This is a genomic window from Sorangiineae bacterium MSr12523, assembly GCA_037157775.1.
GTDB lineage: Bacteria > Myxococcota_A > Polyangia > Polyangiales > Polyangiaceae > Pendulispora > Pendulispora brunnea.
Genome location: CP089982.1, coordinates 4,055,083 through 4,078,573, shown reverse-complemented (window position 1 = coordinate 4,078,573; position 23,491 = coordinate 4,055,083). Strand labels below are relative to the sequence as shown.

At 65.2% G+C, this 23,491-nt stretch carries 17 protein-coding genes; 6 read left to right on the top strand and 11 right to left on the bottom strand.

All coding sequences use genetic code 11. The features are described from left to right. Positions 1-34 precede the first annotated feature (34 nt). A complete protein-coding gene (locus LZC95_16435) occupies positions 35-508 on the top strand; it encodes a transcriptional repressor (protein ID WXA98412.1) in 474 nt (157 codons plus the stop codon). On the opposite strand, the gene LZC95_16430 is transcribed toward LZC95_16435, so the two are convergent. Then, complete coding sequence (locus LZC95_16430; protein ID WXA98411.1) at positions 477-1,394, bottom strand: LysR family transcriptional regulator; 918 nt, start codon at positions 1,392-1,394, stop codon at positions 477-479. The two genes, LZC95_16435 and LZC95_16430, sit on opposite strands and share 32 nt — an antisense overlap. A 59-nt stretch (positions 1,395-1,453) precedes the next feature. Here LZC95_16430 and LZC95_16425 point away from each other — a divergent pair, with 59 nt between their 5' ends. Both LZC95_16425 and LZC95_16420 read left to right on the top strand, forming a co-directional pair. After that, entirely contained in the window at positions 1,454-2,434 is a 981-nt protein-coding gene (locus tag LZC95_16425) for a cyclase family protein (protein WXA98410.1), read from the top strand. A gap of 36 nt (positions 2,435-2,470) precedes the next feature. Beyond that, positions 2,471-4,861 carry a DEAD/DEAH box helicase gene (locus LZC95_16420; GenBank protein WXA98409.1) on the top strand — a complete coding sequence of 797 codons (2,391 nt, stop codon included), beginning with the start codon at positions 2,471-2,473 and terminating at the stop codon, positions 4,859-4,861. Positions 4,862-5,000: 139 nt separating this feature from the next. Here LZC95_16420 and LZC95_16415 read toward each other — a convergent pair whose 3' ends face one another. The 10 genes from LZC95_16415 to LZC95_16370 all read right to left on the bottom strand — a co-directional run bounded on the left by LZC95_16415 (position 5,001) and on the right by LZC95_16370 (position 19,328). Beyond that, complete coding sequence (locus tag LZC95_16415) at positions 5,001-6,542, bottom strand: hypothetical protein (GenBank protein ID WXA98408.1); 1,542 nt, start codon at positions 6,540-6,542, stop codon at positions 5,001-5,003. 100 nt (positions 6,543-6,642) lie between these two features. Further along, positions 6,643-7,953, bottom strand: a complete 1,311-nt coding sequence (locus tag LZC95_16410) for a hypothetical protein (protein ID WXA98407.1) — start codon at positions 7,951-7,953, stop codon at positions 6,643-6,645. Positions 7,954-8,038: 85 nt separating this feature from the next. Then, on the bottom strand, positions 8,039-11,731 hold the full coding sequence (gene ileS / locus LZC95_16405; protein ID WXA98406.1) for an isoleucine--tRNA ligase: 3,693 nt from the start codon (positions 11,729-11,731) through the stop codon (positions 8,039-8,041). Positions 11,732-12,017: 286 nt separating this feature from the next. Next, positions 12,018-12,491, bottom strand: a complete 474-nt coding sequence (locus tag LZC95_16400) for a hypothetical protein (GenBank protein ID WXA98405.1) — start codon at positions 12,489-12,491, stop codon at positions 12,018-12,020. Then, a complete protein-coding gene (locus LZC95_16395) occupies positions 12,488-13,444 on the bottom strand; it encodes a hypothetical protein (protein WXA98404.1) in 957 nt (318 codons plus the stop codon). The genes LZC95_16400 and LZC95_16395 overlap by 4 nt, the downstream gene beginning before the upstream one ends. A gap of 228 nt (positions 13,445-13,672) precedes the next feature. Beyond that, the gene (locus tag LZC95_16390) at positions 13,673-15,757 is read right to left on the bottom strand and encodes a protein kinase (protein WXA98403.1); all 2,085 of its coding nucleotides are present in this window, start codon (positions 15,755-15,757) and stop codon (positions 13,673-13,675) included. A gap of 153 nt (positions 15,758-15,910) precedes the next feature. Next, on the bottom strand, positions 15,911-16,150 hold the full coding sequence (locus LZC95_16385; GenBank protein WXA98402.1) for an acyl carrier protein: 240 nt from the start codon (positions 16,148-16,150) through the stop codon (positions 15,911-15,913). 66 nt (positions 16,151-16,216) lie between these two features. Beyond that, the gene (locus tag LZC95_16380; protein ID WXA98401.1) at positions 16,217-17,047 is read right to left on the bottom strand and encodes an acyl-ACP desaturase; all 831 of its coding nucleotides are present in this window, start codon (positions 17,045-17,047) and stop codon (positions 16,217-16,219) included. Between the two features lie 151 nt (positions 17,048-17,198). Beyond that, a complete protein-coding gene (locus LZC95_16375; protein WXA98400.1) occupies positions 17,199-17,450 on the bottom strand; it encodes an acyl carrier protein in 252 nt (83 codons plus the stop codon). A gap of 183 nt (positions 17,451-17,633) precedes the next feature. Then, positions 17,634-19,328: a fatty acyl-AMP ligase gene (locus LZC95_16370; protein ID WXA98399.1), complete on the bottom strand. Its 1,695-nt coding sequence runs from the start codon at positions 19,326-19,328 to the stop codon at positions 17,634-17,636. 302 nt (positions 19,329-19,630) lie between these two features. Between LZC95_16370 and LZC95_16365 the strand changes: the two genes are divergently transcribed. The 3 genes from LZC95_16365 to LZC95_16355 all read left to right on the top strand — a co-directional run bounded on the left by LZC95_16365 (position 19,631) and on the right by LZC95_16355 (position 23,484). Next, positions 19,631-20,962 carry a beta-ketoacyl-[acyl-carrier-protein] synthase family protein gene (locus LZC95_16365; GenBank protein WXA98398.1) on the top strand — a complete coding sequence of 444 codons (1,332 nt, stop codon included), beginning with the start codon at positions 19,631-19,633 and terminating at the stop codon, positions 20,960-20,962. Between the two features lie 29 nt (positions 20,963-20,991). Next, complete coding sequence (locus LZC95_16360; GenBank protein ID WXA98397.1) at positions 20,992-22,164, top strand: hypothetical protein; 1,173 nt, start codon at positions 20,992-20,994, stop codon at positions 22,162-22,164. 81 nt (positions 22,165-22,245) lie between these two features. Further along, positions 22,246-23,484, top strand: a complete 1,239-nt coding sequence (locus tag LZC95_16355) for a pyridoxal phosphate-dependent aminotransferase family protein (protein ID WXA98396.1) — start codon at positions 22,246-22,248, stop codon at positions 23,482-23,484. The last annotated feature ends 7 nt before the right edge of the window (positions 23,485-23,491 follow it).

The window sequence follows — 23,491 nt, the reverse complement described above, 5'->3', positions numbered from 1 at the left end:
TCGATGCGCGCGACTAGTGCGCATCTCATTGACTATGTCGACTTTTGGACTCAGTCTAAGTGGTGTGAAGCCTGCGGAGCCTCAAGAAAAGGGTGATCAGGGCCTGGGGCCGGATGTCGTCGACGTTCTGCGCGATCATGGCATTCAGCCATCGGCCCAGCGCGTGGCGGTCGCAAAATACGTGCTCCGCACGGAGGAACACCCCTCGGCGGACCAGGTTTGGCACAACGTGCGGAGCGGCTTTCCCATGCTGAGCCGGGCAACCGTCTACAACACGCTCAATTTGTTCGTGGAAAAAGGGCTGCTCCGCGAGTTCATCCTGGCGGAAGGCAGGCTCGTCTATGATCCGAAGACCGAGCCGCACCATCACTTCATCGATGACGTGACCGGCAAAATCCACGATGTGCCCTGGGACGCGGTGCAGGTGTCGGATGTCCGCAAGCTCCCCGGCTTTGCCGTGCGCGACTACCAGGTGGTCATGCGCGGGCAGAAGCTTCCGTCGGCGTAGCCTCGCGTTCGAACGCCGCCGCCAAGTGCTCCCACACGGCCCGCACGCGTGACGTGCGCAGCGACGTGGGATGACCCACGAGCCACACGCACCGCCGCGGCAGGGTATCCGATGGCACGACGCACACGAGCTCGGGCTGGCGCTCCGCGAAGACGGACAACAGCGGCCCAATGCCCAGCCCTGCCCGCACCGCCGCCATCATCGCGAAGGGACTCGAGCTCCGCGCCACGATCTTTTCGGGATCGATCCGCGACGCAAGCCACGTCGCCTCGGGCGAATGGGCCAGCGATCGATCGTAGGTGACGATGCGATGCCCACGAAGATCGCCCGCATCAACGGGAAGGCGCCCCTCGAGATACTTCCGCGAGGCATAAAGCCCCACGGCAAGCGTTCCCACCTGCCGCGTCACCAACGCCGGCTCCGCGGGACGAACGATGCGCACCGCGAGATCTGCCTCCCCGCGTGCGAGATCGAGCACGTGGTTGCTCACGCGCAGGTCGAACGTCACCTTGGGGTACTCCGCGCCGAAATCGCCCAGGTAGGGGACCACGAACTCGGCCATGAGCACCTCCCCCGCGGTGATCACCACCTGGCCTTCGGGCCGATCGTCGTCGGCACCTGCCAGCCGCGCAATCTCCGCGACATCGGACTCGAGCCGCAGCGCATGCTCCACCACCCGCTCCCCGAGCGGCGTGAGCCGCCACCCCTCGCGCCGCCGATCGACCAGCGCGCCACCGAGCGCGGTCTCCAGCGCCTCGAGCCGCCGTCGCACCGTGCTCTGGTCGACGCCAATGGCTTTGGCCGCACGCGCCAACGTCGTCGCCCGCGCGAGCACCAGCAAATACCGCAAATCGTCCCAGTTCATGACGTTTGGCAAAAATGCCATCGCCGTTGGCATCTTCTCAAGCTCCCGCACCGCGAAGGGCCGGCCCATCCTCTCGCGGCATGAAAACACGCACGCTCATCGGGCTTTCTTCTCTGTTCGCCGCCATCGCGGCTCCCCTTTCCTGCTCCGAATCGCAGGCCGCGCTCCACGAGCCGCGTGAGGACGTGCTGCAAGCCGGCCCCAGTGAATGGGGCCCCGACGATGAAATCGGTGCCGCCAATCGCCTCGACCCGGCGTTGGTCCGCAATGCTGCAAAGCTGGTGACCACGGGAAAGTCGTACTCGCTCGGCATCGAGGTGAACAGCCAGACACCGGCCTACGGGCACCGCACCTTCCAGGTGTACATGACCCAGCCCGAGAACCCAGCCGGCAAGGGCATCGGCACGAAGGGCCTCACCTACAACGACGAGATGATCGAAGGCTGGATGGGCGTGGGCACGCAGCTCAATGGCCTCGGGCACGTCGGTATCGAGAACGTCTATTACAACGGCCACAAGGAGCAGGACATTCTCACCATCCACGGGGTGAAGAAGCTCGGGCTCGAAAAATTGCCACCGCTCGTCACGCGCGGGGTGTTGCTCGACATGGCCGCGCACCTGGGCACCGACATGATTCGTGAAGGCACGCCCTTCGGCGCGGCGGACCTCGAGGCGGTCGCACGCCAACAGGGCGTCACCCTGCAAAAAGGCGACATCGTGCTCCTTCACACGGGATGGCTCGGCCTCATGGGCAAGGACAACAAGCGCTTTCTCGAAGGTTGCCCCGGCATCAACCGCGAGGCCGCGCGCTTTCTCGTCAGCAAGGGCATCGTGGCCATCGGCGCCGACACATGGGCCGTCGAGGTCGTTCCAGGCGAGCCGGGTGCGGGCACGTTCGAGGTGAATCAGACCTTGATTGCGAAAAACGGCATCTACGTGCTCGAGAACATCCGCACCTCGGAACTGGCCCGCGACAAGGCCTACGAGTTCCTCTTCGTTCTGGGCCACCCGAAGTACACGGGGACGACCCAAGCCATCATCAACCCGGTCGCGCTTCGTTAAGTTGAGGTGCACGATACATTTGTTTAGTATCGCGCCATGCCGTTTTCGGGTGCTGCCGCTTGGTCCGAGGAACGCGGGGTCGATTCCGTTCTCGACCGCTGGTTGAAAAGCAACATGGTGCGGCCGTGCTTCTGCGCGGACGAGCATCTCTCCGGGCAGGAGGCGCACACGGTTCCCTTCCCCGAGGACCTGGACCCCGCACTGCAAGGTGCGCTGCGGCAGCGCGGGATTGGTGCATTGTACACGCATCAAGCGCGCGCGTTCATGTTGGCGCGCGCTCCACAAGATCGTCCCCACGCGGTGGTGGTCTCTACACCGACGGCCAGCGGCAAGAGCCTCTGCTTCCACCTGCCGATGCTCTCCAAGCTGCGCGAGGATCCAGATGCGCGCGCCATCTACCTATTTCCGACGAAGGCGCTCGCGCGCGATCAAGAAGCGAGCTTGCAAGAGCTCATGACCCACGCGGGGCTCGGCAGCCCGGCCATCGTCTACGACGGCGACACACCGGGCGATGCGCGGCGGGCCGCACGCGAGCGGGGGCGCGTGCTGCTGACCAACCCGGACATGATCCACACCGGGATCCTGCCGCACCACGCGAACTTCGCGCGCACGTTTCAGAACCTGCGTTACGTCGTCGTGGACGAGATGCACATGTACAAAGGCGTGTTCGGCTCGCACGTGGCCAACGTGCTCCGGCGCCTTCAGCGCATTGCCGCCTTTCACGGCTCTCGACCGATCCTCATTGGTGCGACGGCGACCATCGGCAACCCGCGCGAGCACGCAGCGCGGCTTTTCGGCCTTCCCGTGGACGACGTGGCCCTCGTGTCCGAAAGCGGCGCCCCGCGGGGCGACAGGCGGTTTTTCCTGTTCAATCCGCCGGTGGTCAACGCGGAGCTGGGCATCCGCGCGAGCTACGTGAAGCAGGCGGTCATGCTCGCGGCCGATCTGGTGCGCGCCAAAGTGCCCACGCTCATCTTCGGGCACTCGCGCAACAACGTGGAGATCATGCTGCGCTACTTGCGCGAACGCGTCGGCAAGGACGTCGATCCGTCGCGCATCATGGGCTACCGCGGCGGGTACCTGCCCGAGACGCGGCGCGAGATCGAGCGCGCGCTCCGCGCGGGCGAGCTATTGGCCATCGTGGCCACGAACGCGCTGGAGCTCGGGATCGACGTCGGGGAGCTCGATGCGGTCATCTGCGCGGGCTACCCGGGCTCGGTGGCGGCCACGTGGCAGCGCTTCGGGCGTGCGGGGCGGCGCGGCGGGCTTTCCATTGCGGTGCTCATCACGTCGAGCGCGCCGGTGGATCAGTACCTCGCGCGGGAGCCAGGGTACCTGCTCGGGGCGCCGGTCGAAGAAGCGCGCATCGACCCGGACAACGTGGAGATCTTGATCCAGCACTTGAAGTGCGGCGCCTTCGAGCTGCCGTTCGCACGGGGCGAGCGCTTTGGCGGCCTCACCTCGGAGGAGACGGTGGATGCGCTGGAGTTCCTCGCGAAGCGCAAGGTGCTGCACGAGGCACGCGGCACGTTCCATTGGGCGGCGGACGCGTACCCGGCGAACAACGTTTCGCTGCGCAGCGTGGGATGGGACAACGTGGTCATCGTGGACGTCGCCCGCGACAAGGCCATCGCGGAGCTCGACTGGCGAGGGTCGCACACGATGCTGCACGAGCAGGCCATCTACCAGCACGATGGCGAGTGCTGGCAGGTGGAAAAGCTCGACTACGAGAACCACAAGGCGTTCGTCCGCAAAGTGGAGCCCGACTATTGGACGGATGCGATGACGTACACGAACATCTCCATCCTCGAGGAGAGCGCCCTCGGTCCAGCGACGACCACGTCCGATTGGCCCAGCGGCTGGGGCGAGGTGAGCGTGGTGGAGAAGGTCGTCGGGTACAAGAAGATCAAGTTCTACACGCACGAGAACACCGGCTACGGCGAGGTGTTCCTGCCCGAGATGCAGATGCATACGACGGCCTTCTGGTTCACCGTACCCGAGCGCGTGTGCGCGGAGATTGCCGCGGGGCGTGCGGCGGCCATCGATGCGCTGCGCGGCATCGGCATCGCGCTGGAAACGGTGGCGACGTTGGCGCTCATGTGCGATCCGCGCGATCTCGGGACGAGCCTCGGCGATGCGCACGAGGAAGAAGGCGCCGAGGGCACCACCGTTTCCCTTCCGCGAAAGACACGCGGGGGGCCGGCGGCGGGCTACAACCCGACCTTGTTCCTGTACGAGCACGTGCCGGGTGGAACCGGTCTCTCGCAGCGCATCTTCGAGCAGCGCGAGACCTTGGTGGCGCGTGCCCTGCGACTCATCGAGCGGTGCCCCTGCACCGACGGATGCCCCGCATGCGTAGGCCCCAGCGGCGAGACGCGCAAAGCCGTCGCCCTGGAGCTACTCCGCCGCGTCGTGGCAACGGCGTAAAGAAGAGAGAATTCACATGAAGGCGGGAAGACGGGAAGGAAAGAGCTTTTTGAATGGAGGGCTCGCGCTCCCACCCATCTCAAAAACCTTCCCGCCTTCCCGCCTTCATGTGAATTTCTTCACTCGAACAGCGGGAGCACTACTTACCGGTTTCTTTCAGGGGGCCCAGGGGCCATTCGGTGAGCAGCGGGATCTTCGCCTTGGGGCCTGATTCGCGGACCACGCGCGCGCACTCGTCGACGGTGAGCCGACGCGGACCGAAGGGCGAGGCGTCGGAGGCATCCGAGTCCATGAGCAACGTCGGCGTATCGATGCCGTAATCGTCCGGGTGCCCGGGGATGTTCATGAGCACGTGGCCCATTTCGTGGGCCAGGGTGAGGCTGCTGCGGCGTGCGCGGATGCCGGCGCGATCGAGCAGCACCACGTTGCGCACGCTGGAGAGATCGCTCTGGATGAACGACTCGCCGATGCGGCCGCCACCGGCAAATTGCGGGATCACGATGAGCTCGATGGTCGTGGGATCACCGTCGTCGAGGGCCTTGATCAGGGTGCGCTCCTCCAAGGTCCCCGCCATCGAGTCCATGTCGCCGAAGTGCTGCAGGCCGTCGGAGAAATCGACGGCCCCGACGCGCACGCTCAACGTGGGATCCGTGGCGGCGATCAGCTCGGCCGCGACCAGCTGGCCGCCCTTGCGCCGGAGCGACACGTCAACGCTGCCCATGGCACCCGGACCGATGCGCGCATTGGGGGAGACCACGGCCACCAGGCCCGCGCGGGTCGCCGCCTCGGCAAACTGGCGCGCCACGCGGTCCGCCGAGTCACGCGGGCGCGTCTGCACCACCAGATTGCGCCCGAGGGCGCGCACGCGCACCTCCCCGCCACCGGCAGGCAGGCCCATGTCGTCGCCGAAGGCCACGAGGTGCGAGGGCGGCGGATCGATGACCCGCACATCGAGCGTCTGCGCCGGGCCGAACGTCACGCCGCACTGACCCCACACGGCCGACGCCAACGCGAGCTCCGTGCGCAGCGCCGCAATCGCCCCGGCATCCGTGCTGCCGATGGCCGGGCCGCCGCCGGGAACGTTGCGCAGGACGAACGGCCGCAACGTGGCTCGCAGCCGCGGAATCGGCCCCACCGGCGATTGCCGCGGGCCCGCCACCCGAAGCGTCGTGAGCTTGCGCCCCCTGCCGGACACCACGATGGCGCCGCCGACCTCGGCGCGCACCGAACGCGATTCCACGACGGGGTGGGCGCGGTCGATCTCGTCGACCACGAAACGAAGTGGCGCGCTGGCGAAGCAGTGAAGCTTCGAGGACATCTGCGCACCGCACGGCACGGGCTCGAGCGCGATTTCCGGGAGGCGGTCGAGCTTCGTCCCCGACGCAGCAATCGACTCGAGGCTCAGGGCCGGCGCGGTGGCGGTGGCGGCGGCGACCACCACGCGCAACGCATCGGGATCGTCGTAGTGCGCGTCGGCCGTCGCCGGGGCACGCTCCGGTGGCGTGCGCTCGAGCGAAGCATGCTCGCGCGCGACGTCGATGTCCTTGCCCGCACCATCACGAAAGACGACCTGCACGTCGTCGTCCACGGCGCCAACGAGAGCATCCGCCTGCGCGGCGAAGGCCCACGCTGCGATCCCGAAGAACGCGGCGCGCAAGCCCAGTCCACGCGACGATGCCATTCTCTAGGAATGTAGCTGGCCCCCGTCAGTTGGCCAGCACCTGCCCCGCACTTGCCAGTTTTGCCCCGTACTCGCCTGGTACGCGCGTGCCTGCCGAGGCTTACTCGAGCCACCCCCACTGGATCCACCGCACCGCGGTCTCGTGGAGGAGAGGCTTTTCGGCGGTCGGGGTCACACCCGAGACATGGCCGTCGCTGCCGCTTGGGTTCGCCAGCACCCGGGCTCGCGCTACGGAGGCGGCACGCGTGAGCGCGCCCCACGTCACGTTTCCAATGGATTTCGAGGCGCTCAGTTCCTCCGCCAGGGGCACGGCCACGTCGGCCATTCCCAGATCCCACAGCGCCGCCGTCGCCAACCCGCGCAGCTCCTCGCGGCGAGGGCCCGCGCCATCGCCGTGGGCCGCATCGACCAGCGCCTGGCGCAGATCGTCCCGGCCGTGGTCGCGCGCGAGGTAAAGTGCCGCGCGAACCGCTACCTCGTCGGATAGCGGGAGGGCCTTGACGCACGCCTCCAGCATGGGACGGCACAACGTCGCCCGGGCACGTGCCAGGCGGAAGAGAAACGTCGTATCGCGATCGGCGCTGGGCCGGTCGGACAGCCGCGCAATGAGCTCCACCGTCGGCCGCGTTTCCGGCGGCGCCACGGTTCCTTCGATCGGCTGCACGGCGTCCGTCAGCGCCCAGAACACCAGCGACCAGGCCGCCCGCGCACTGGAGGGGCCGACCTTGGACTTCTCCCGCGCCTCCTCGGCCGGACCGGCATCGCCGGACTTGGCCGCGACTTCCGCCATGACGAGCCAGCGCCCCAGGTGCCGCTCGGCCCCGCGCAAGACCTTGAGCGCCGGAGCAATCGCCAGCGGCACGGGCTTGGCCCGCGCCAAGGGCACCAGCATTTCCGTGCAGAGCGCGATGCGGTGGCTCTCCTTGATCATCGGCGCCAACGACGTGAGGTGCGCGCCGTTGGACTCGGAACGCGTCACCCGCGCAATCTCCGCGCCGAAGGCCAAATGCGATTGCCGCGCCGCCGCGAGCTTTCCCAGCGCCGGTGCGAGCGATGCATCCGTGCAGAAGCATGCCGCGCTCAGCGCGGCGCTCGATCCGGCATCTTCGCCCCCGAGCGCCGTCCGCAACAGCGAGGCCACGCGCTTGTCGTCCGCATCCGCCAGGGAGCGCAGCGACGCGGCGTACAGCTCGCGCTTGAAGGCGCTCCGGCGCACCATGATGCCCAGGGCCTCGGCCATCGCGTTGCGAACACTCGCGCTGTACGGAGCGATGGCGCGAAGGGCGCCGGCCAACTTGGCCTCGTTCGGAGGGCGCCTCTTGAGCGCTCCTTCGATCTCGCTCTCGAAGCGCGCGCGCGTGGCTTTGTCGATCACCTCGGCGCGCGCCAGTTGCGGCTTTCGTGCGACCACCGCTAGTGCAACCTGTTCTCTCCCCTTCCCCACCCTTGCACGATATCAGAGAGACCGAGGGGACCGTCGAACGATCCCCAGGGGGCTAGCCGATTTTCTCGATGGCGATTCCGACCGTCTCGCCGTCGATATCGACCTCGTCGCGCTGCCGGTTGCTCTTGCCAAGTTGGTCGACCTGGACCTCGGCGGCCAAGACTTCCTTCGCGAGCGCATCGCCGTACGTCGCGATAATCTTCGCGAGTCGCTCTCCACCCGACAGCCACAGCTTGATGCGGTCGGTGTATTCGAGCCCCTGATCTTTTCGGGCAGCCTGCACGCGGCTCTGGACCTCGCGCAAAAATCCGAGATCGCGAAGTTCGTCGTCCAGGGTCGTCTCGAGGACTACGACGCCCACACGATCGCCGGCGGCGGAAAATCCCTCGTGCGTGGTAAACGCGACCTCGAGATCGTCGATGCAGCAGCTCACGCCGGAGATGACCACACTGCCGGTTCCCACGACCTGTGCATGCAGGGCGGCAGCATCTTCCGCCGACGTGTCAGCAAGTACTTTCTTGAGCGTCTGTGCCTCTTTACCGAGCCCCTTCTGGCCGAGGCTGCGGAAGTTCGGCTTCAGATTGTACGTCACGTATTGTCGCACCTGGGAGTCCTCGACGAACTCCACGCCGAGCACGTTGAGTTCCTCGCGGATCATCGCCTCGTAGCGCGCGAGGCGCTTGCGCAACCCGACGTCGCTCACGATCACCTTGGCGCTTCGCAGCGGCTGGCGCACCTTGAGCTTGGCCTGCGTGCGCACCTGCAGACCGAGGCTCACGACATCGCGCACGGCGTACATGGTGGAGCGCAGCTCGTCGTCGAAGGTGGCCGGCGGCTCCGGATACGACGTGAGGTGGATGCTCGGCGGCAGCGAGTCGCCTTTGCCCTGGATGACCGCCGGGCGGACGACCAGGTTCTGGTACATCGCCTCCGAAACGAAGGGCACGAACGGCGCGAGCAAGCCTGCCGTTTGCACGAGGCACTCGTAAAGCGTGGCATAAGCACTCGCTTTGTCGTTGTCCCAGCCACTCTTCCAGAATCGGTCGCGGCTTCGGCGCACGTACCAGTTGGAGAGCGCGTCCACGAGCTCCACGAGGTACTTCGTCGCCTCGAAGAGCTGGTAGGCGTCCATCTTGTCGCGGACGTTCTTCGTCGTGTAGCCGACCAGGTCCAAAATCCACCGATCGAGCTCGCTCCTCTCGGAGAGCGCCGGCCGCGGTGCCGCCGGATCGAAGCGATCGATGCTGCCGTAGATGGTGAAAAAGGAGTACACGTTCCGCAACTTGATGAGCGTCTCCTTCTGCAACGTGCGCACGTTGGAGAGGGAGTGGCGCGTGTTGCTCCACGGCGGGTTCGACGCATAGAAGAACCAGCGGAACGCGTCCGCACCGGGCGCCGACGACGAGGGATCTTCGACGGTGATCCGCTCCTCGGCCGGGAGCCGGGGGACCTCTACGGGCTGTACGTCGGTCTTCGCGGTGGGCTTCACCCCAAGCTTCGCGCGGTCGTCTGGATGCAGCACCACGATGCGGCGGCGCAGCTTCTTGCCGATCTCGATCTTCAGCTCGAGACGCTCGCCCTTGCCGTCAGGACGGTACACACGCACGACGGCGCCCGCCTTGAGATCGAGCCCCTCGAGGTCCTCGCGCGCGATGTACGCGGTGCCCTTGGCCGGCGTCACCCCGAGCTTGGGGTCGGCGGCATCGAGCACGCCGAAGTCCATGCTGACGGAGTCGAGAATGACCTCGGGCGGCGTGTAGTTGCCCTTGGACTTGCTCTCCTTCTTCCCTTCCTTGTCCGAGATGTGCCCGAGAACGATGCACGTCTTGTACGGAAGCGGGTACGTGCGCGGCTCCAGGCCGAGGCGCTTCTGGCACTCCTCGTCGAAGACCAAGGTCGAGATCATGAGCAGCGTGTAGAACCAGCCGCGCGTCTGATCGATCGCCTCGGAGATGAAGTCCGCGGGGAAGCTCTTGGCGAATTGGTCGTGCCCCTTGTGCGGGTAGCCCCACTGCGCAAAGGGCATCGAACCGGAGTCGAACCAGCAGTCGATGACTTCCGGCACACGGCGGTACGTTCCCTCTTCACCGGGATTTTGCCAGGTTACCTGGTCGATCCACGGCTTGTGCACGATGAGGTGCTCGCTGAGGGACGGGTCCTTCTTGCGCGCCTCCTCGAAGTGGTCGAACGCACGCGGGTTCTTCTTCAGGATCGCGTCGACCGAATCAGGGGCCTCGAGGGCGCCGGTTTTGTCGTTGATCCAGATGTTGAGCGGCGTGCCCCAATAGCGCTCGCGCGACAGGGCCCAGTCGACGTTGTTGGCGAGGAAGTCGCCAAAGCGGCCTTCTTTGATGTGCTCCGGCAGCCACTCGACGGTGCGGTTGTTCGCGATGGCGTTGCGGATCTTCTCCGTGGTGCGGATGTACCAGGCGGGCCGCGCAAATTGGATGAGCGGGTCCGAGTCCGCGCGCCAGCAGAATGGATAATCGTGGCGATACAGCTCGGCGTGGACCAAGAGGCCGCGCGACTTGAGCTCCTCTTGGATCTCCTTGTCGCAGTCTTTCACCCAGCGGCCCGCGTACTTCGTGAGCTCGTCGATGAAGGTGCCGTCCGGCTTCACGGCGCAAAGCAGCGGCAGGGATTCCGCCTGCTCGCGCGAAAGCGACTCGAGCACCTTGCGGTGCGTTTGGAAGTCGTCCTCGCCGAACGCCGGCGCCGTGTGGACGATGCCGCTGCCGGTATCCAGCGTGACGTAATCCGCGGCCATCACGGTCCAGTACGGCGTGCTCGTGCCGAGCGTCTTGCTGTAGAGGTCGAAGGGCGGCGTGTAGCGGGCACCCACCACATGGACGCCCGGGAACTCGCGCTCCACGGTGAGCTCGGTCTTGAGCTTCTTGCCGATGGCCTCGACGAGGTCCTTCGCCAGGACGTAGCGCGCGCCCGCTTCCGTGCGGGCCACGACGTAGGTGTGCTTGGGATGGACGACGGAATAGGCGTTCGACGGCAAGGTCCACGGCGTGGTCGTCCACACCAAGAGCGAGGCATCTTTCGGGATGAGCACGGCGCCGTCTTTCTTGACGTCGTCCGTGAGCGGGAAGCGCACGAGCACGCTGGGGTCGTCGACCTCTTTATAACCAAGGCCGACCTCACCGGACGAGAGCGCGGTGCCGCCCTGGGCCCACCACCAGACGACCTTGTGGCCTTGGTAGAGCAGGCCCTTCTTGAAGAGCTCGGACAGCGCCCACCAGACGCTCTCGACGTAGCTGCGGTGGTAGGTGACGTAGGCGTCGGGCAGGTCGACCCAGAAGCCGACGCGCTCGGTCATCTTCGCCCACTCGTCGGTGTAGCGGAACACCGAGTCGATGCACTTCTTGACGAAGGGCTCGACGCCGTACTCTTCGATGGCCGCCTTGCCGTGGATGCGCAGCTCTTTCTCGACCTCGACCTCCACGGGCAGGCCGTGCGTGTCCCAGCCAGCTTTGCGGGCCACGTGGTAGCCGCGCATGGTCTTGTAGCGCGGGAAAATGTCCTTCATCACGCGCGTGAGCACGTGCCCGTTGTGCGGCAGGCCGTTGGCCGTGGGCGGGCCTTCGTAAAAGACCCAAGGCGGACGCTGGGAGCTCTCTTCGAGCGAGCGCTCGAAAATCCGCTTCTCCTTCCACAGCTTGAGAATCTCCCGCTCTTCCTTCGGGAAATTCAGCTCTTGGGGCACCTTTTCGAACATCTCAGGCAAGCGGTCGGACATGGGGCCGCGCAGTTTACCGCAAAAGTCGATGGATTGTGGCAGCCCTGCCTGTACTTTGCAGTCGACCCGCGGCAGCGCGACAAGACCGGCGAGCCCGGCGCCTCAATCCGTTTCGGGTGTCAGCGTCGCCAGAGCGCATGGCGACACTGTCATTCCGAACGAAACATCGCGCCGGTCACGCCGGTTTGTTCTCGCTGCCGCGGTTCCAGCACGACGTGGCTTCAAGTTGACACGACTCCTCGACCGTGACCTTGCGCATTTCTAGCGCTCCGAGATCGGGCGCTGTTCAGGCGTCGGGGCCGGCGTCGCGGCCGTTGACCGCATCGTCGCAGCGCCGGACGTCACCCTGTTCGCAACCTGCGTCGCGGGTGCACTCGGTGCAAGTGCTGCGGCAACCGACCTTGCAGGAGACTTCCGCGTTGTCGCACTCGGCTTGGCAAGGCCGCGGGTTGAGCAGCGGGCAGTTCTGACGGCAACGCTCCTTGGTCGCCGTGCAGTTGCTCCCGCAAGCACCGGCCTCGCTCAGGCACCTGGGCGGAGGCTTCGCGCTGCACGTGGGCAGGTTGGCGTCGACGTCCTGCCCCGCGTCTTCGGAGCCCGGGCCCGAGTCGTTGCCCGTCGAATGATCGAGGCTCGCGTCGAATCCGTTTCCATCGAGGGGATCGAAGGCGTGGAAGTCGTAGGTGCACGCCGCGCCGGCGAGCATGCCGAAGACGGCGAAGGCCGCGAGAAGGCGTCGATGCTTTCGCAGCGCTTTCATAGTGCACCGCGAATCGAGATGCCGGTGCCGGTGGTCGTCACCGTCAACGCGGTGCTGCTCGAGTTCTTTTTGCTCTGCCCGATGGCAAAGAGCGTGATGCCCGTGGCCACGCCGACAGCGCCCACCACGAGGCCGATGTTGGCCACGGTTTGCATGGTGTTGCCGTGTGAAATGTCGTCGCGCACATCGTCGCGGCAACGTGTGCCCCCGCATCGGGAGTCGAGGTCATCGTAGGTCGATTTGGCGCTGAGCCCCGCGATGGCGAAGGTCGCGAAACCCGCAACGCCCACGCCCGCGGCCACGAAGGAAAGCGTGCGGAGCGTCTGGCCCGAGTCCCCCGCGTTCTCCTTTGGCGGCCCCCCGGGTGCAGGCGCAGGCGGCACGTCGATTTGGACGCTCTCGCGACCGCCGCGGGCCACCGTCACCGAGCGGCGGGCCACCTCGATGCCCTGGCGCTCGACCACGATTTCCACGGGCCCCGGCAGCACGGGCCACGCTTCCGAACTCGTTCCGCGCACCTTCTGCCCGGCCACGCGAAGAAGCGTGGCATCGTCCGCGCCATTGAGCTGAATCGTCACGAACCCGAGCTCGGGCTGAATGCCATCTCGCTCGGCCGCAGCCTCGCTCGCGGTGAGCTTGTAGCGGCCATCCGCCGCCGAGGCCTCCCGCGCTTCCGTGGCCGCACGCCCGAATTCGATGTAGGCGCCGAGCAGATCGCCCGAGTTCTGCAAGCATCGCCCCACGTAAAGGCGGGTGTTCGGGCTGTTCACCACGGCGAGCGATGCGCGGAATGAGTCGAGCGCCTCGCGGTAATTCTTTTGATCGAAACGCTCCTTCCCTTTCAAGAAGAGCGATTGGGCCTGCTCGCGTTCGAGCGGCGAGGCGGCGGCGGGCGGAACTCCATCGGCATGCGCCGTTGCCGCGCCCGCGGTGAGCGCAATCATGGTGAGCATGGCGGCTGTCAGCCGCCGAAGGCAACGAAAGCAAGAACGCATGTTTTCAGTTCCGTGACGAGAGCACCGGGCATGTTGACGGACCGAGGATTTCAAGGAGTTTCGAGCCTGCCAACGCGACAGGTGCGCGACGACGAGGCATGCTCCAGCATGGTGAGGAGGAGCAACGCAGCGAGGCGAAGGAAATCCGAAGAAAGCCGACGGGAGTCAACATGTTCGGTGCTCTAGCTAGATCCCCTGGGGGTTGAACTTCTGCCGCCCGTCCGTCTGTCCTTGCGATGCACTCGGATCGGGAGCGGGCGAAGTCGTTGAAGTAGCCGCCGGCGCGGCGGGCGCGGAGCCTCCTGAGGGCGCCGATCCTTCCGAAGGCGACGGACGCGCACCGGCGTGACCTGCCGCGGGGCGAGGACGGCGTGCCGTGGAGCGTGCCCCCTCCGGCACGAGCTCGATCTCCGTCGCGGGCTGCGGTTTTGCCGCGGCGGGCGCATCCTTCGCCGCCTCGGGCTCCCCGGAGGGCGCCGGCTCCGCGGCCGCAGGCTGTGCGACCGGCTCGGCATTCGTGATCTCGGCGCTCACACGCGCAGGCGGTGCGGGTGCAGCCGATGCCACGGGCACCACGTTCACATTGGTCACCGGTGCCGCAGCTTGTCCCGGGGCCGGCTTCTGCCCGCGCCCGAGGCCATACCCGAACACCAGGGCCGCGGCCACGGCCAACACCACGCCACCCCAAACGACGGGCCGGCGCTGCTCGCGCCGATCCTCGAAGAGCGATTGCCGCGGCGGCGGAGGCGCCGGCGGCGGAAAGGAGGACTCCGCCTTCACCACGGGTGCAGGCGCAGGGGCAGGCTTCTCCCGCGCTTCCAGCTTTCCCTGCGACGTGCGGTGCAGCACGGTCTCGGCCGTCCCGCTCACCGCGCCGTCGTCGTCTTCGTCGTCATCTTCGAATTTGCGCTCCCCGTCGTCGAAGCCGGGCGGCGGATTGCTCGCCTTGATGGCTTCCCGCTCGTCCGTGGGATCGCCGCCCACCCAGAACGATTCGCGCGACTTCTCGTCGATGATGAGCGTGTCGTTCGGCGACACGATCGGGGCCAGCGCGGATAGGTTCTCGTCCTGATCCATCGCCGGTAGATCTTCCTGATCCATCGACGGATCCCGCGGAGGCAGCGAGGACGGAAGGGGCGACGCCGACGCGATCCGGCCGCGCGAGGAGAACTCGTCCTCGTCGACCAATGACGGCAAGTAGATGCGCGCCGGCGGTGGCGGCAGCGGCAAGGGCACCGACCCTAGCGACGGGAGCTCCGGCAGCGAGGGACGCGAACGCATCGGCGCAATGGTCGCGCGCGAGGCGGTGAGCGGCAGCGGTGCACTGAAGCCCAGCTCCGCCCGGCGCTCGCGGATGCGATCGCCCGAGACCTCCTCGATGAACTCGGCCACGTCTTTCACGGTGGCGCGCGTCTTCACCTGCTCGCCCGCAGCGGCGAACACCGCACGCATCGCGCGGGCCATCTGCTCGGCGTCCTTGTAGCGCTTGTCCGAAGACGAAAGCGCGCGCTCGACGATGGGGATGAAGGCCTTCGCCCAGCTCAGTTCCTCCTGCGGAATGCCCCGCGGCGGACCTTTGTCGAACTCCTTGAGCAGGAGCAACGGCGCATTGGTTTGCACCGCGAGCCGCTTGCCCGCGAGCACTTCCCAGAGCATCACCCCCGCCCCGAACACGTCGACGCTGGGCTCCGGCCGCCGCGTCGGGTCCAAAAGCTCCGGCGCGATGTACCCGAGCGTTGGACTCGCCGGGCTCACCTGCTCGGGGAACAAGTTGCACACGCGCACGAGGCGCGCTCGCCCGTCCGCGCACACGATGACATTCCGTGGTGTCACGCCGCCGTGCACGATGATCGTATCGTGCGCGCGCGCAAACTCGTGCAGCGCGGCCAAGCCCTCGATGACGTCCGAGACAATCGCCAGCTTCAACGCGAAGGGAAATGCATCGAAGCTCTTCTCACGACCGGCCGGCATCAACTTGCCGTAGCTGTCGCCGTCGACGAAGGCGCTCACGACGAGCACTTCCCCCGAGGAGGCCACCACGTCCCGCACCGAGGCCAGGTTGGGATGGTAAAGCTCCGTCAGGATCTGGCCGCCGCGCGCGGCCTCTGCCAGCGACGCTTCATCCTCGGCGTCCGCTGCGATGTCCGTCGCATATCGCTCGATCGCGACCAGCTCGGATGCCCCATCCAGCCCCGCGCAACGCGCCGCGTACGTCGGCGCTTCGCGATCGTTGAGCTCCTGGAGCAACGTGTACTTACCGACCGATGTCACCCGCACGATTCTACATGGCCGCTCCATGCGAATCGAGGTGATACGGGCGAAAAACAGTTCAGATTCTTTCTACTTGAGACCGTTCAGCTCACGGTCTTTCGGCCATCGTTCGGGGCCCGTACCCGAACCACGCCACCTACCGCGACATCGAGATCAGGTGTTGCCCAACTTACCGCTCACCAGCTCGTACGACTTGGTGAGTGTAGTGATCTCCTGGAGTTCCGTATCGTCCACCTTGATCTTGTACTGCCGCTCGATCGCCGCGACGATTTCGACACCCATCATCGAATCGATGCCGAGGTCCTTGAAAGCCGCATCGTCCGGAATGTCATCCACTTCGGAGATTTCGGAGATAAGGGCCCGCAGTTCTTCCTTCAGATTCTCATTCGCCATCGCTCTATCTCAGTCGCTCAGTCGCTCAGTCGCTCAATCGCATAGTCGTGTAAACGCTCACTCGATTCACTCGGCCGCGGACACGCATTGAATGCGATCGCGCTCGGTCCAAGCTGCCTCTTGCAGCTCTTGTCTCGTGACACCGAGATATTTCAAGACAGGGAAAAATACCTTTTGGAAGAAGACCGCTCGGTCGACCTTTCCCTCTTCGCGCATCACAGCGATGCGGTCGTCGTAGTTCGGGACGATGCCGACCCCGGGCATCTCGAAGTTTTTTGCCACGTGGGAAATGTCCACGAGCGTGCCGTGACGATCTTCGTCGAGCAGAACTTTGACGACGTCCTCGTAGAAGCGGCAGTGCGCGATCTCGTCGCGCGCATTCAATCGGAAGATGGCGGCGAGGCAGTCATCGCCGGCGGCCTTCGCCCGCTGCTCTTGCTTCACGTAGATGACGAACGTCGACATCTCTTGGAAGCAACCGTAGATGGTCATCTGGCGGGCCGTGTGGAACGGCAGCTTCCAGGAGACCTCCATCAAACGGTTCTGCAGCTCGAACATCTGCTGCGGGGTCCGCCGGCCGGACCGCATCAGGTACTCCATCAGTGCGAGGGAGTGCTTCGACTCCTCGTACGCCCAGTTCGCCGAGAACCAAGCTTGACCGAAGTACGGACGGACGACGTTCAGGCCTTGCGAAACGTAGTCGGGCAAAAAGCTTTCGACGGCGCAGAAGGTCTCCGCGACCGTGATGAGCGATTCGGGCGTGTTGTCGCTGATGCGATCGTACGGAACGTCGCGAAGGGGATTCCACCGACGCTCGCGCTCCGCTTTGTCGAAGAACTCCTTGTACATGCGGTAAAGGCGTTCTTGTCGCTCGTGATGTTTGGTCGGATCTTTCACGTCACCCTGCTCCCTAGTGCATCTCCGCCCATAAGTACCCGTCTGCCGTCTCCACGTTCATGACGTCCTGCCGACTTCTTGAAGGTGCAGAGCACGGGCGTTCGAAAGCGCGCTCTTTTGCTCGAATCGTTTAACTCGAACCCTGGCAGGCTCAAACCCCTTGCTGCTTTCGTTCCACCAGCTCGATCAAATCTTTGACCGTTTGGATTCCGGCGAGCGATTCGTCCGGAAGCTGAATCTTGAGCTGTCGCTCCATCGAGCCGACGATCTCGAGCATTCCCAGTGAGTCGATCCCGAGCTCGCTGATGACCGTGGACTCCGAGATGTTGGTGAACTCCTTCTCCACGATCTCGGTCGCGGTCTGCGCAAACAACTTCAGGAGCTCTACCCGACTTGACGCCATGTCTGTTTTCCTTCTCCGATAACTCCGGCCACGCGAGCCACGCGCGGGAATCGCGATGCGGCCGTTGGGGTGGATGAACGTTTTAGCTGTCTTTTGATGCGAAAGGACAAGCTATTGGCATGCGTAATCTTTTTGCTCTCTTTTTCGAGAGATGCGTAGACGGTTATGCGCCGCCGCGCCAGTTTACTGGGCGCCGTCCTGCACACCTTCACCGCCATTCGAATCCGAGGGGCTGGCCGCATTCGCCCGACCCGCCTTACCTGCCTGGGGGAGCGTCCCTTCGAGGAACATCTGCTTCGTCTTGCGACGCTGCGGCTTTCCACTCGACGTGCGGGGCAACATACCCTGCGGGACGATTTCGACCTTGTGAACGGAAAGGCCAATTTGGCCGGCGACCGTGGAAGTAATTTGTTCCAACAGCCCTGCTGCGTCGCTCTGGAAAGCCTCCGCGCAGATCACCAACTGCTCTTCGCCATCGACATCGACACTGAACGCCACGACGTTTCCGCGGCGAATGCCCGGGAGCTCGCTCACTGCCCACTCGATGTCCTGCGGGTAGTAGTTGCGACCCCGGATGATGATGATGTCCTTGATACGACCGCAGATATAGACCTCACCGTCGATCATGTATCCGAGGTCGCCCGTGTGGAGCCACGTCTCGCCGTCGTGCTGCTTCCACGACTGCGCGGTGAGCTCCGGCTCTTGGTAGTAACCGGGCGTGATGCTTGGCCCGCGCGCGATGATCTCCCCCACCTCGCGATCGCCGAGGCGCTTTCCATGTTCATCCACGATGGCAATTTCGTGGTCGGGGAAGGCATGGCCGCAGCACACGAGTTCCTGATGGCCGGTGCCGCCGTCGTTTTTGCCATTTTGAGGCGGTGTCGCTTTGCCTTGCTGGAGTGCGAGCGAATCGACGGTGTCGACCCGCATGCCCGTCATGTGCTTGACGAAAGTGACCGCGAGGGTGGCTTCCGCCATGCCGTAGGACGGCAAGAAGGCGCGCGGATCGAACTTGGCGGGCTTCAGCTTCTCGGCAAAGTCGTGAAGCGTTTTGGCCTGAATGGGTTCGGAGCCGCTGCCTGCGATTTTGATGCACGAAAGGTCGAGGCCCTGCACGTCTTTGTCCTTTAGACGTTTGGCCACCAAGGCATAAGCAAAGTTCGGCGCGTACGTGATGGTGCCGCGGTGCCTGTGGATCGTGTCGAGCCATACGCGGGGGGCGCGAACGAAACTCGCCGTCGGCAAGAAGACGACCGGAATATCCGTGAAGAGCGGGGCGATGACGAACCCGATGAGCCCCATATCGTGGAACAGCGGCAGCCAGCTCACGCCCTTGTCGACCGACGAGTCCTTGGCCAGACCGTGGATCATGATGGCTTCGCTGTTGGCGGCGAGGTTGCCATGGGTGACGACCACGCCCTTGGGCCGCGAGGTGCTCCCAGATGTGAACTGGAAGAAACAGGGATCAGTGGGCGAAATTTTCACATGGTCGATCGCGCCAGGCGCCGGACCTTCCAGTTCGGTCACCGAGACGATGCTTTTCAGCCCCTCGACCTTGTCCTTGACCGGCTCGACGAACGGACGGGTGCCCGTCGTCGTCAACAGCAGCGAAGCGCCCGACGCGCGCGTAATATGCGCAACCGTGTCGTGGTAGCTCTCGACGTTTTTGAAGGACAATTGCGGGTACATCGGCACGGGTACGATGCCCGCGTAAATGGCGCCCAAAAATGACAGGACGAACTCGTCGCTGTCCGGAATGACGAGCGCGACGCGGTCGCCTTTTTTCAGCCCTCGCGCGAGCAAATGCGCGGCGCGGCGCGTTGCTTCCGCGTTGATTTCTGAAAAGGAGCACAGACGCTCTTGTCCGTCGGGGCGCACGAACACAAAACCCCGCTTGTCATCGCCGCCAAGCGAACGAACCGCCTCCACGAGAGTAGGAGCCACAAACCGCGGGCGGTACGACGAAGATTGGTTTTGAGCTATGGGGCTTTGCATTCGACAGTCCTGGTCGCCATCGGCAAGTTCGACGCCGAGGGATTCAGCGCCGCACTTACTGCGAGACTGGCCGGCATGCAAGCGAGCCGCCGAGCGAAAATACCTGCGCACGCGTAGCGTTGTACGCGTCATTTTTTCAGGTCCGGAGATTGCTCATGTCGCGGACCGGGAGCTATAAGCTGCGCGTGACGAACCGACCCTCGAACCTACCCCATGTCGAGCCCCAGCGGGCAAACGCTGGAGGCGCCCCGCGGGTTTTCATCACCGGCGTCGGCGTCGTAAGCTCGATCGGCCTTGGCAAAGACGAGTTTTTCCGCTCGCTCGAAACGGGACAGAGCGGAATCTCGCCGGTCGAGTCCTTCGATGCCAGCGGACTCGGCAGGCAATATGCCGGCGAAGTAAAGCAATTCCGCGCCAAGGACCACCTGACGCAGGCCGAATTGCGCCGCACGGGCCGATGCTCGGCGATGACCCTCGCCGCCGCCCGCATGGCCATCTCCGATGCGAACATCGGCGCGCCGCACCTCAAAGGCGGCCGCACGGCGGTCGTCCTTGGGACGACCATGGGCGAGGCCAGCATCATCGCGGATCTCGACCATCGCTGGATCCACCGCGGCCCGCAGGCCGTGAAGCGCGCGCTCTTGCCGAAATACGGATCGACGCTGCTTCCGATTCACGTGGCGCGGGCCATTGGGGCCCAGGGCATGGTGCTCACCCTCCCCGCGGCATGCGCGGCGGGCAATTACGCGATTGGCTTTGCTGCGGATTTGATTCGCTCGGGCCGGGCCGACGTCGTCATCAGCGGCGCGGCGGAAATCCTTCAAGAGCTGCAGTACAGCGGCTTCGTGCGGCTTGCCGCCATGGCGCAGAATCGTTGCCAGCCGTTCGATTTGAATCGGCAGGGGCTCATCTTGGGCGAGGGCGCGGGCGTGCTGGTGCTCGAGTCGGAAGCCCACGCCGTTCGCCGCGGGGCGCATGCCCTGGCGGAGGTCGGCGGTTACGGCCTTTCGTGCGATGCGTACCACATCACGCGGCCCCACCCCGAGGCGGCGGGAAGCATCGTGGCCATGCGCCAGGCGATTGCGCGTTCGGGCCTCACGTCGAACGATATCGACTTCGTGAATGCCCACGGCACCGGCACCCGCGCGAACGATACCGCGGAGGCCAAGGTGATGAACGACGTGTTCGGCGATCGGCGTGTGCCCATCTCCAGCGTCAAAAGCATGATTGGACACTGCATGGGCGCGGCGAGCGCGCTCGAGGCCATTGCCTGCGTGATGACCCTCGAGACGGGCATCTACCCGCCAACCCTGGGCTACGAGACGCCCGATCCGGAGTGCAACGTCGAGCTCGTGGCCAACGTGGCCCGCGAGGGACGCTCCAAGGTGGTGCTGAACAACTCGCTCGCCTTCGGTGGCTACAACGCCGTCACGTGCTTCGCGGTCCCGGGCGTCCTGCCCGAGCCGCCGATTTGCGATCCCCGCGAGGAAGAAGTCGCCCTCGCTGCGGCGTCGTAAGCCAAGCAAGAGCAAAGAAGGGTGAGACGTTGAAGCCGCGCGCAGTTACCGGACTCGGGGTCGTTTCCGCCGTCGGAGTCGGCAAGGACACCTTCTTTCGGGCGCTGTCCGAGGGCGCGCCGCTGGCCAATGCTCCGCGGCACCCCATCGAGTCGTTCGACGCGACGAACTACCCGAATGCGCAAGACACCGTTTCCGAGGTGCCGGGTTTCGACCCGACGAAGTACCTCGGCGACAAGGGCCTGCGCACGCTCGACCGGTTGACCAAGTTGCTGGTGGTCGCAGGGCGGTTGGGCATGCACGACGCCGGGTTCAAACGCGACGGCGTGTACGTGCAATCGTCCCCCGAGCGCGTGGGCATCTGTTGCTCGAACGCGTACGGCAGCCTCGAGGCCATTACCGAGCTCGATCGCGTCGCCCAGCTCGAAGATGCGCGGTACATCAACCCGGCAAAGTTCCCCAATACGGTGAGCAACAGCGCCAGCGGCTACGTGAGCATCTGGGAGGACCTGCGCGCGCTCAACGTGTCCGTCTCCGACGGTAACTGCGGTGCGCTCGACGCAGTTGCGTGCGCAGACATTTACCTGGAGACCCGCCGCGCCGACGCTTTGCTCGTGGGCGGTGCGGAGGCCATGAGCGAGGCGCTGTATCTCGCGTTTCGCAGGCTCGGCGTCGTGGGCAAGGGCACGCGCCTCGGCGAGGGCGCCGCGCTCCTCGTCTTGGAGCCGCTCGAGCACGCCCGCGCGCGCAAAGCCAACGTGCGCGCCGAGGTCATAGGCTACGGCACCGCATTCCACGGTCCCGAGGGCGAGGAGCTCATCTTCGCCTCCGAGGAAGCCATGGAAAGCGCGATTCGCATCGCCATTGCCGATGCGGGCGTGGAGCCCGGGGACATCAGCGTGGTGGCCAGCAGCGTCTCGGGCATCAAGTCCCACGACGAGGCGGAAATTGCAGCCATCTCGCGCGTGCTGGGCGATGTGCCCATCGCCGCCCCCAAGTCGGTCCTCGGCGAAACATTGGGCGCCGGCGGCGCGATGGGCATGGCCGCAGCGCTCGCCTGGTTTGGCGGCGCAACACCGTCCCCCATCGTGGCGGGGCGCGCCCCGAAAGACGTGCACCACGTGCTGGTTACGTCGATTGGCTATTACGGAAACGCGTCCGCGGTGGTGATGCGCGCGCCGCGTGATGCCGTGCGCGGCTAGAGCAGGGCGAGTCGGGCGAGTAAGCCTTTACGCTGCTGTTGATGCTGGCGAAAGCCAGGATTCCATGGCAATTACCGGCCTGTGAGCTGGATAGACGAAAAGGCGCATGCTGGCCTCGCGCAAACGCGCCAGGCGCGTGAAGAACAAGTTTACCCCTATTACAAGGAATTCGAGACCGGCGGTCTTCGCACGACCATCGGCGGAAGGCCCGTCGTCAATTTCAGCTCGAACGACTACCTCGGGCTGACGAACCACCCGAAGGTGAAAGAAGCTTCGATCAAGGCGGTGGAGCGTTACGCCTGCGGGCTCTCGAGCTCGCGCGTGCAGGCCACCACGGCGGAGCACGTGGCGCTGGAGAAGCGCCTCGCCAAGTGGTTCGGATTCGAAGAGTGCCTTCTCTTCACCACCGGCTACCAGGCGATGCTCGGCACCATCGTGTCGCTCGCCGACAAGGACACCACGCTGGTCCTCGATAGCTACTCCCACGCGTGCATCCTCGACGGAAGCTTCCTCGCGGCGGGTGTGCCGGGGCGCAGCCCGGAGATTCGCTTCTTCAACCACAACTCCTCGAAAAGCTTGGAGCGCATCCTCAAGACGCGCGAGCGCAAGAATGCGCTGGTCATCGTCGAGGGTGTCTACTCGCTCGACGGCGACCGCGCCCACATCAAGGAGTTCGTGGAGATCTGCGAGCGCTACGACGCGCCGATCATCGTGGACGATGCCCACGGCACGGGCACGCTGGGCAAGCGCGGCACGGGCATCCTCGAAGAGCAGGGCCTGCAGGGCAAAGTGCCCGTGGTCATCTCGACCTTCTCCAAGACGTTCGGCGGCATCGGCGGCATTCTGCTGGGCACCACGGAAGTGGTGGAGCACATCAAGCACTTCGCGCGCTCGTTCCTCTTCAGCGCAGCCCTTCCCGTCCCGGTCGTGGCAGCGGCGAGTACCATCCTGGACATGTTGGAGGACAACGGTCCGGCGCTCGTGGCAGAGCTTCACCAGAAGGCTGCCTACATGCGTGAGAAGCTGACCGGAGCGGGATTCGATCTCGGCTTGAGCAACACCCACATCATGCCGGTCATGTGCCGCGACGATCGCAAAGCTCTCTTCATGCACATGGCGTTGCTGGAATGCGGCATCTTCATGGTTCCGGTGGTGTACCCGGGCGTCAAACAGGGCGAGCAACGCTTGCGCCTCAACGTCACCCGCGGCCATACGCAAGAGGACATGGATACGGCCCTCGAGTACCTCAAGAGCTACGGCGAGGCGTTTTTCGTGCTCTCCGGCGAGGATCTGGGTCCCATGGAAGCGCCTGCCACCTGACACGCCA

Bases quoted from the DNA above. Each gene is read 5' to 3' on its own strand.
- ileS (WXA98406.1), bottom strand. From the start codon at position 11,731: ATGTCCGACCGCTTGCCTGAGATGTTCGAAAAGGTGCCCCAAGAGCTG.
- LZC95_16400 (WXA98405.1), bottom strand. From the start codon at position 12,491: ATGAAAGCGCTGCGAAAGCATCGACGCCTTCTCGCGGCCTTCGCCGTC.
- LZC95_16430 (WXA98411.1), bottom strand. From the start codon at position 1,394: ATGGCATTTTTGCCAAACGTCATGAACTGGGACGATTTGCGGTATTTG.
- LZC95_16375 (WXA98400.1), bottom strand. From the start codon at position 17,450: ATGGCGTCAAGTCGGGTAGAGCTCCTGAAGTTGTTTGCGCAGACCGCG.
- LZC95_16425 (WXA98410.1), top strand. From the start codon at position 1,454: ATGAAAACACGCACGCTCATCGGGCTTTCTTCTCTGTTCGCCGCCATC.
- LZC95_16435 (WXA98412.1), top strand. From the start codon at position 35: ATGTCGACTTTTGGACTCAGTCTAAGTGGTGTGAAGCCTGCGGAGCCT.
- LZC95_16415 (WXA98408.1), bottom strand. From the start codon at position 6,542: ATGGCATCGTCGCGTGGACTGGGCTTGCGCGCCGCGTTCTTCGGGATC.
- LZC95_16395 (WXA98404.1), bottom strand. From the start codon at position 13,444: ATGCTCACCATGATTGCGCTCACCGCGGGCGCGGCAACGGCGCATGCC.
- LZC95_16385 (WXA98402.1), bottom strand. From the start codon at position 16,150: ATGGCGAATGAGAATCTGAAGGAAGAACTGCGGGCCCTTATCTCCGAA.
- LZC95_16420 (WXA98409.1), top strand. From the start codon at position 2,471: ATGCCGTTTTCGGGTGCTGCCGCTTGGTCCGAGGAACGCGGGGTCGAT.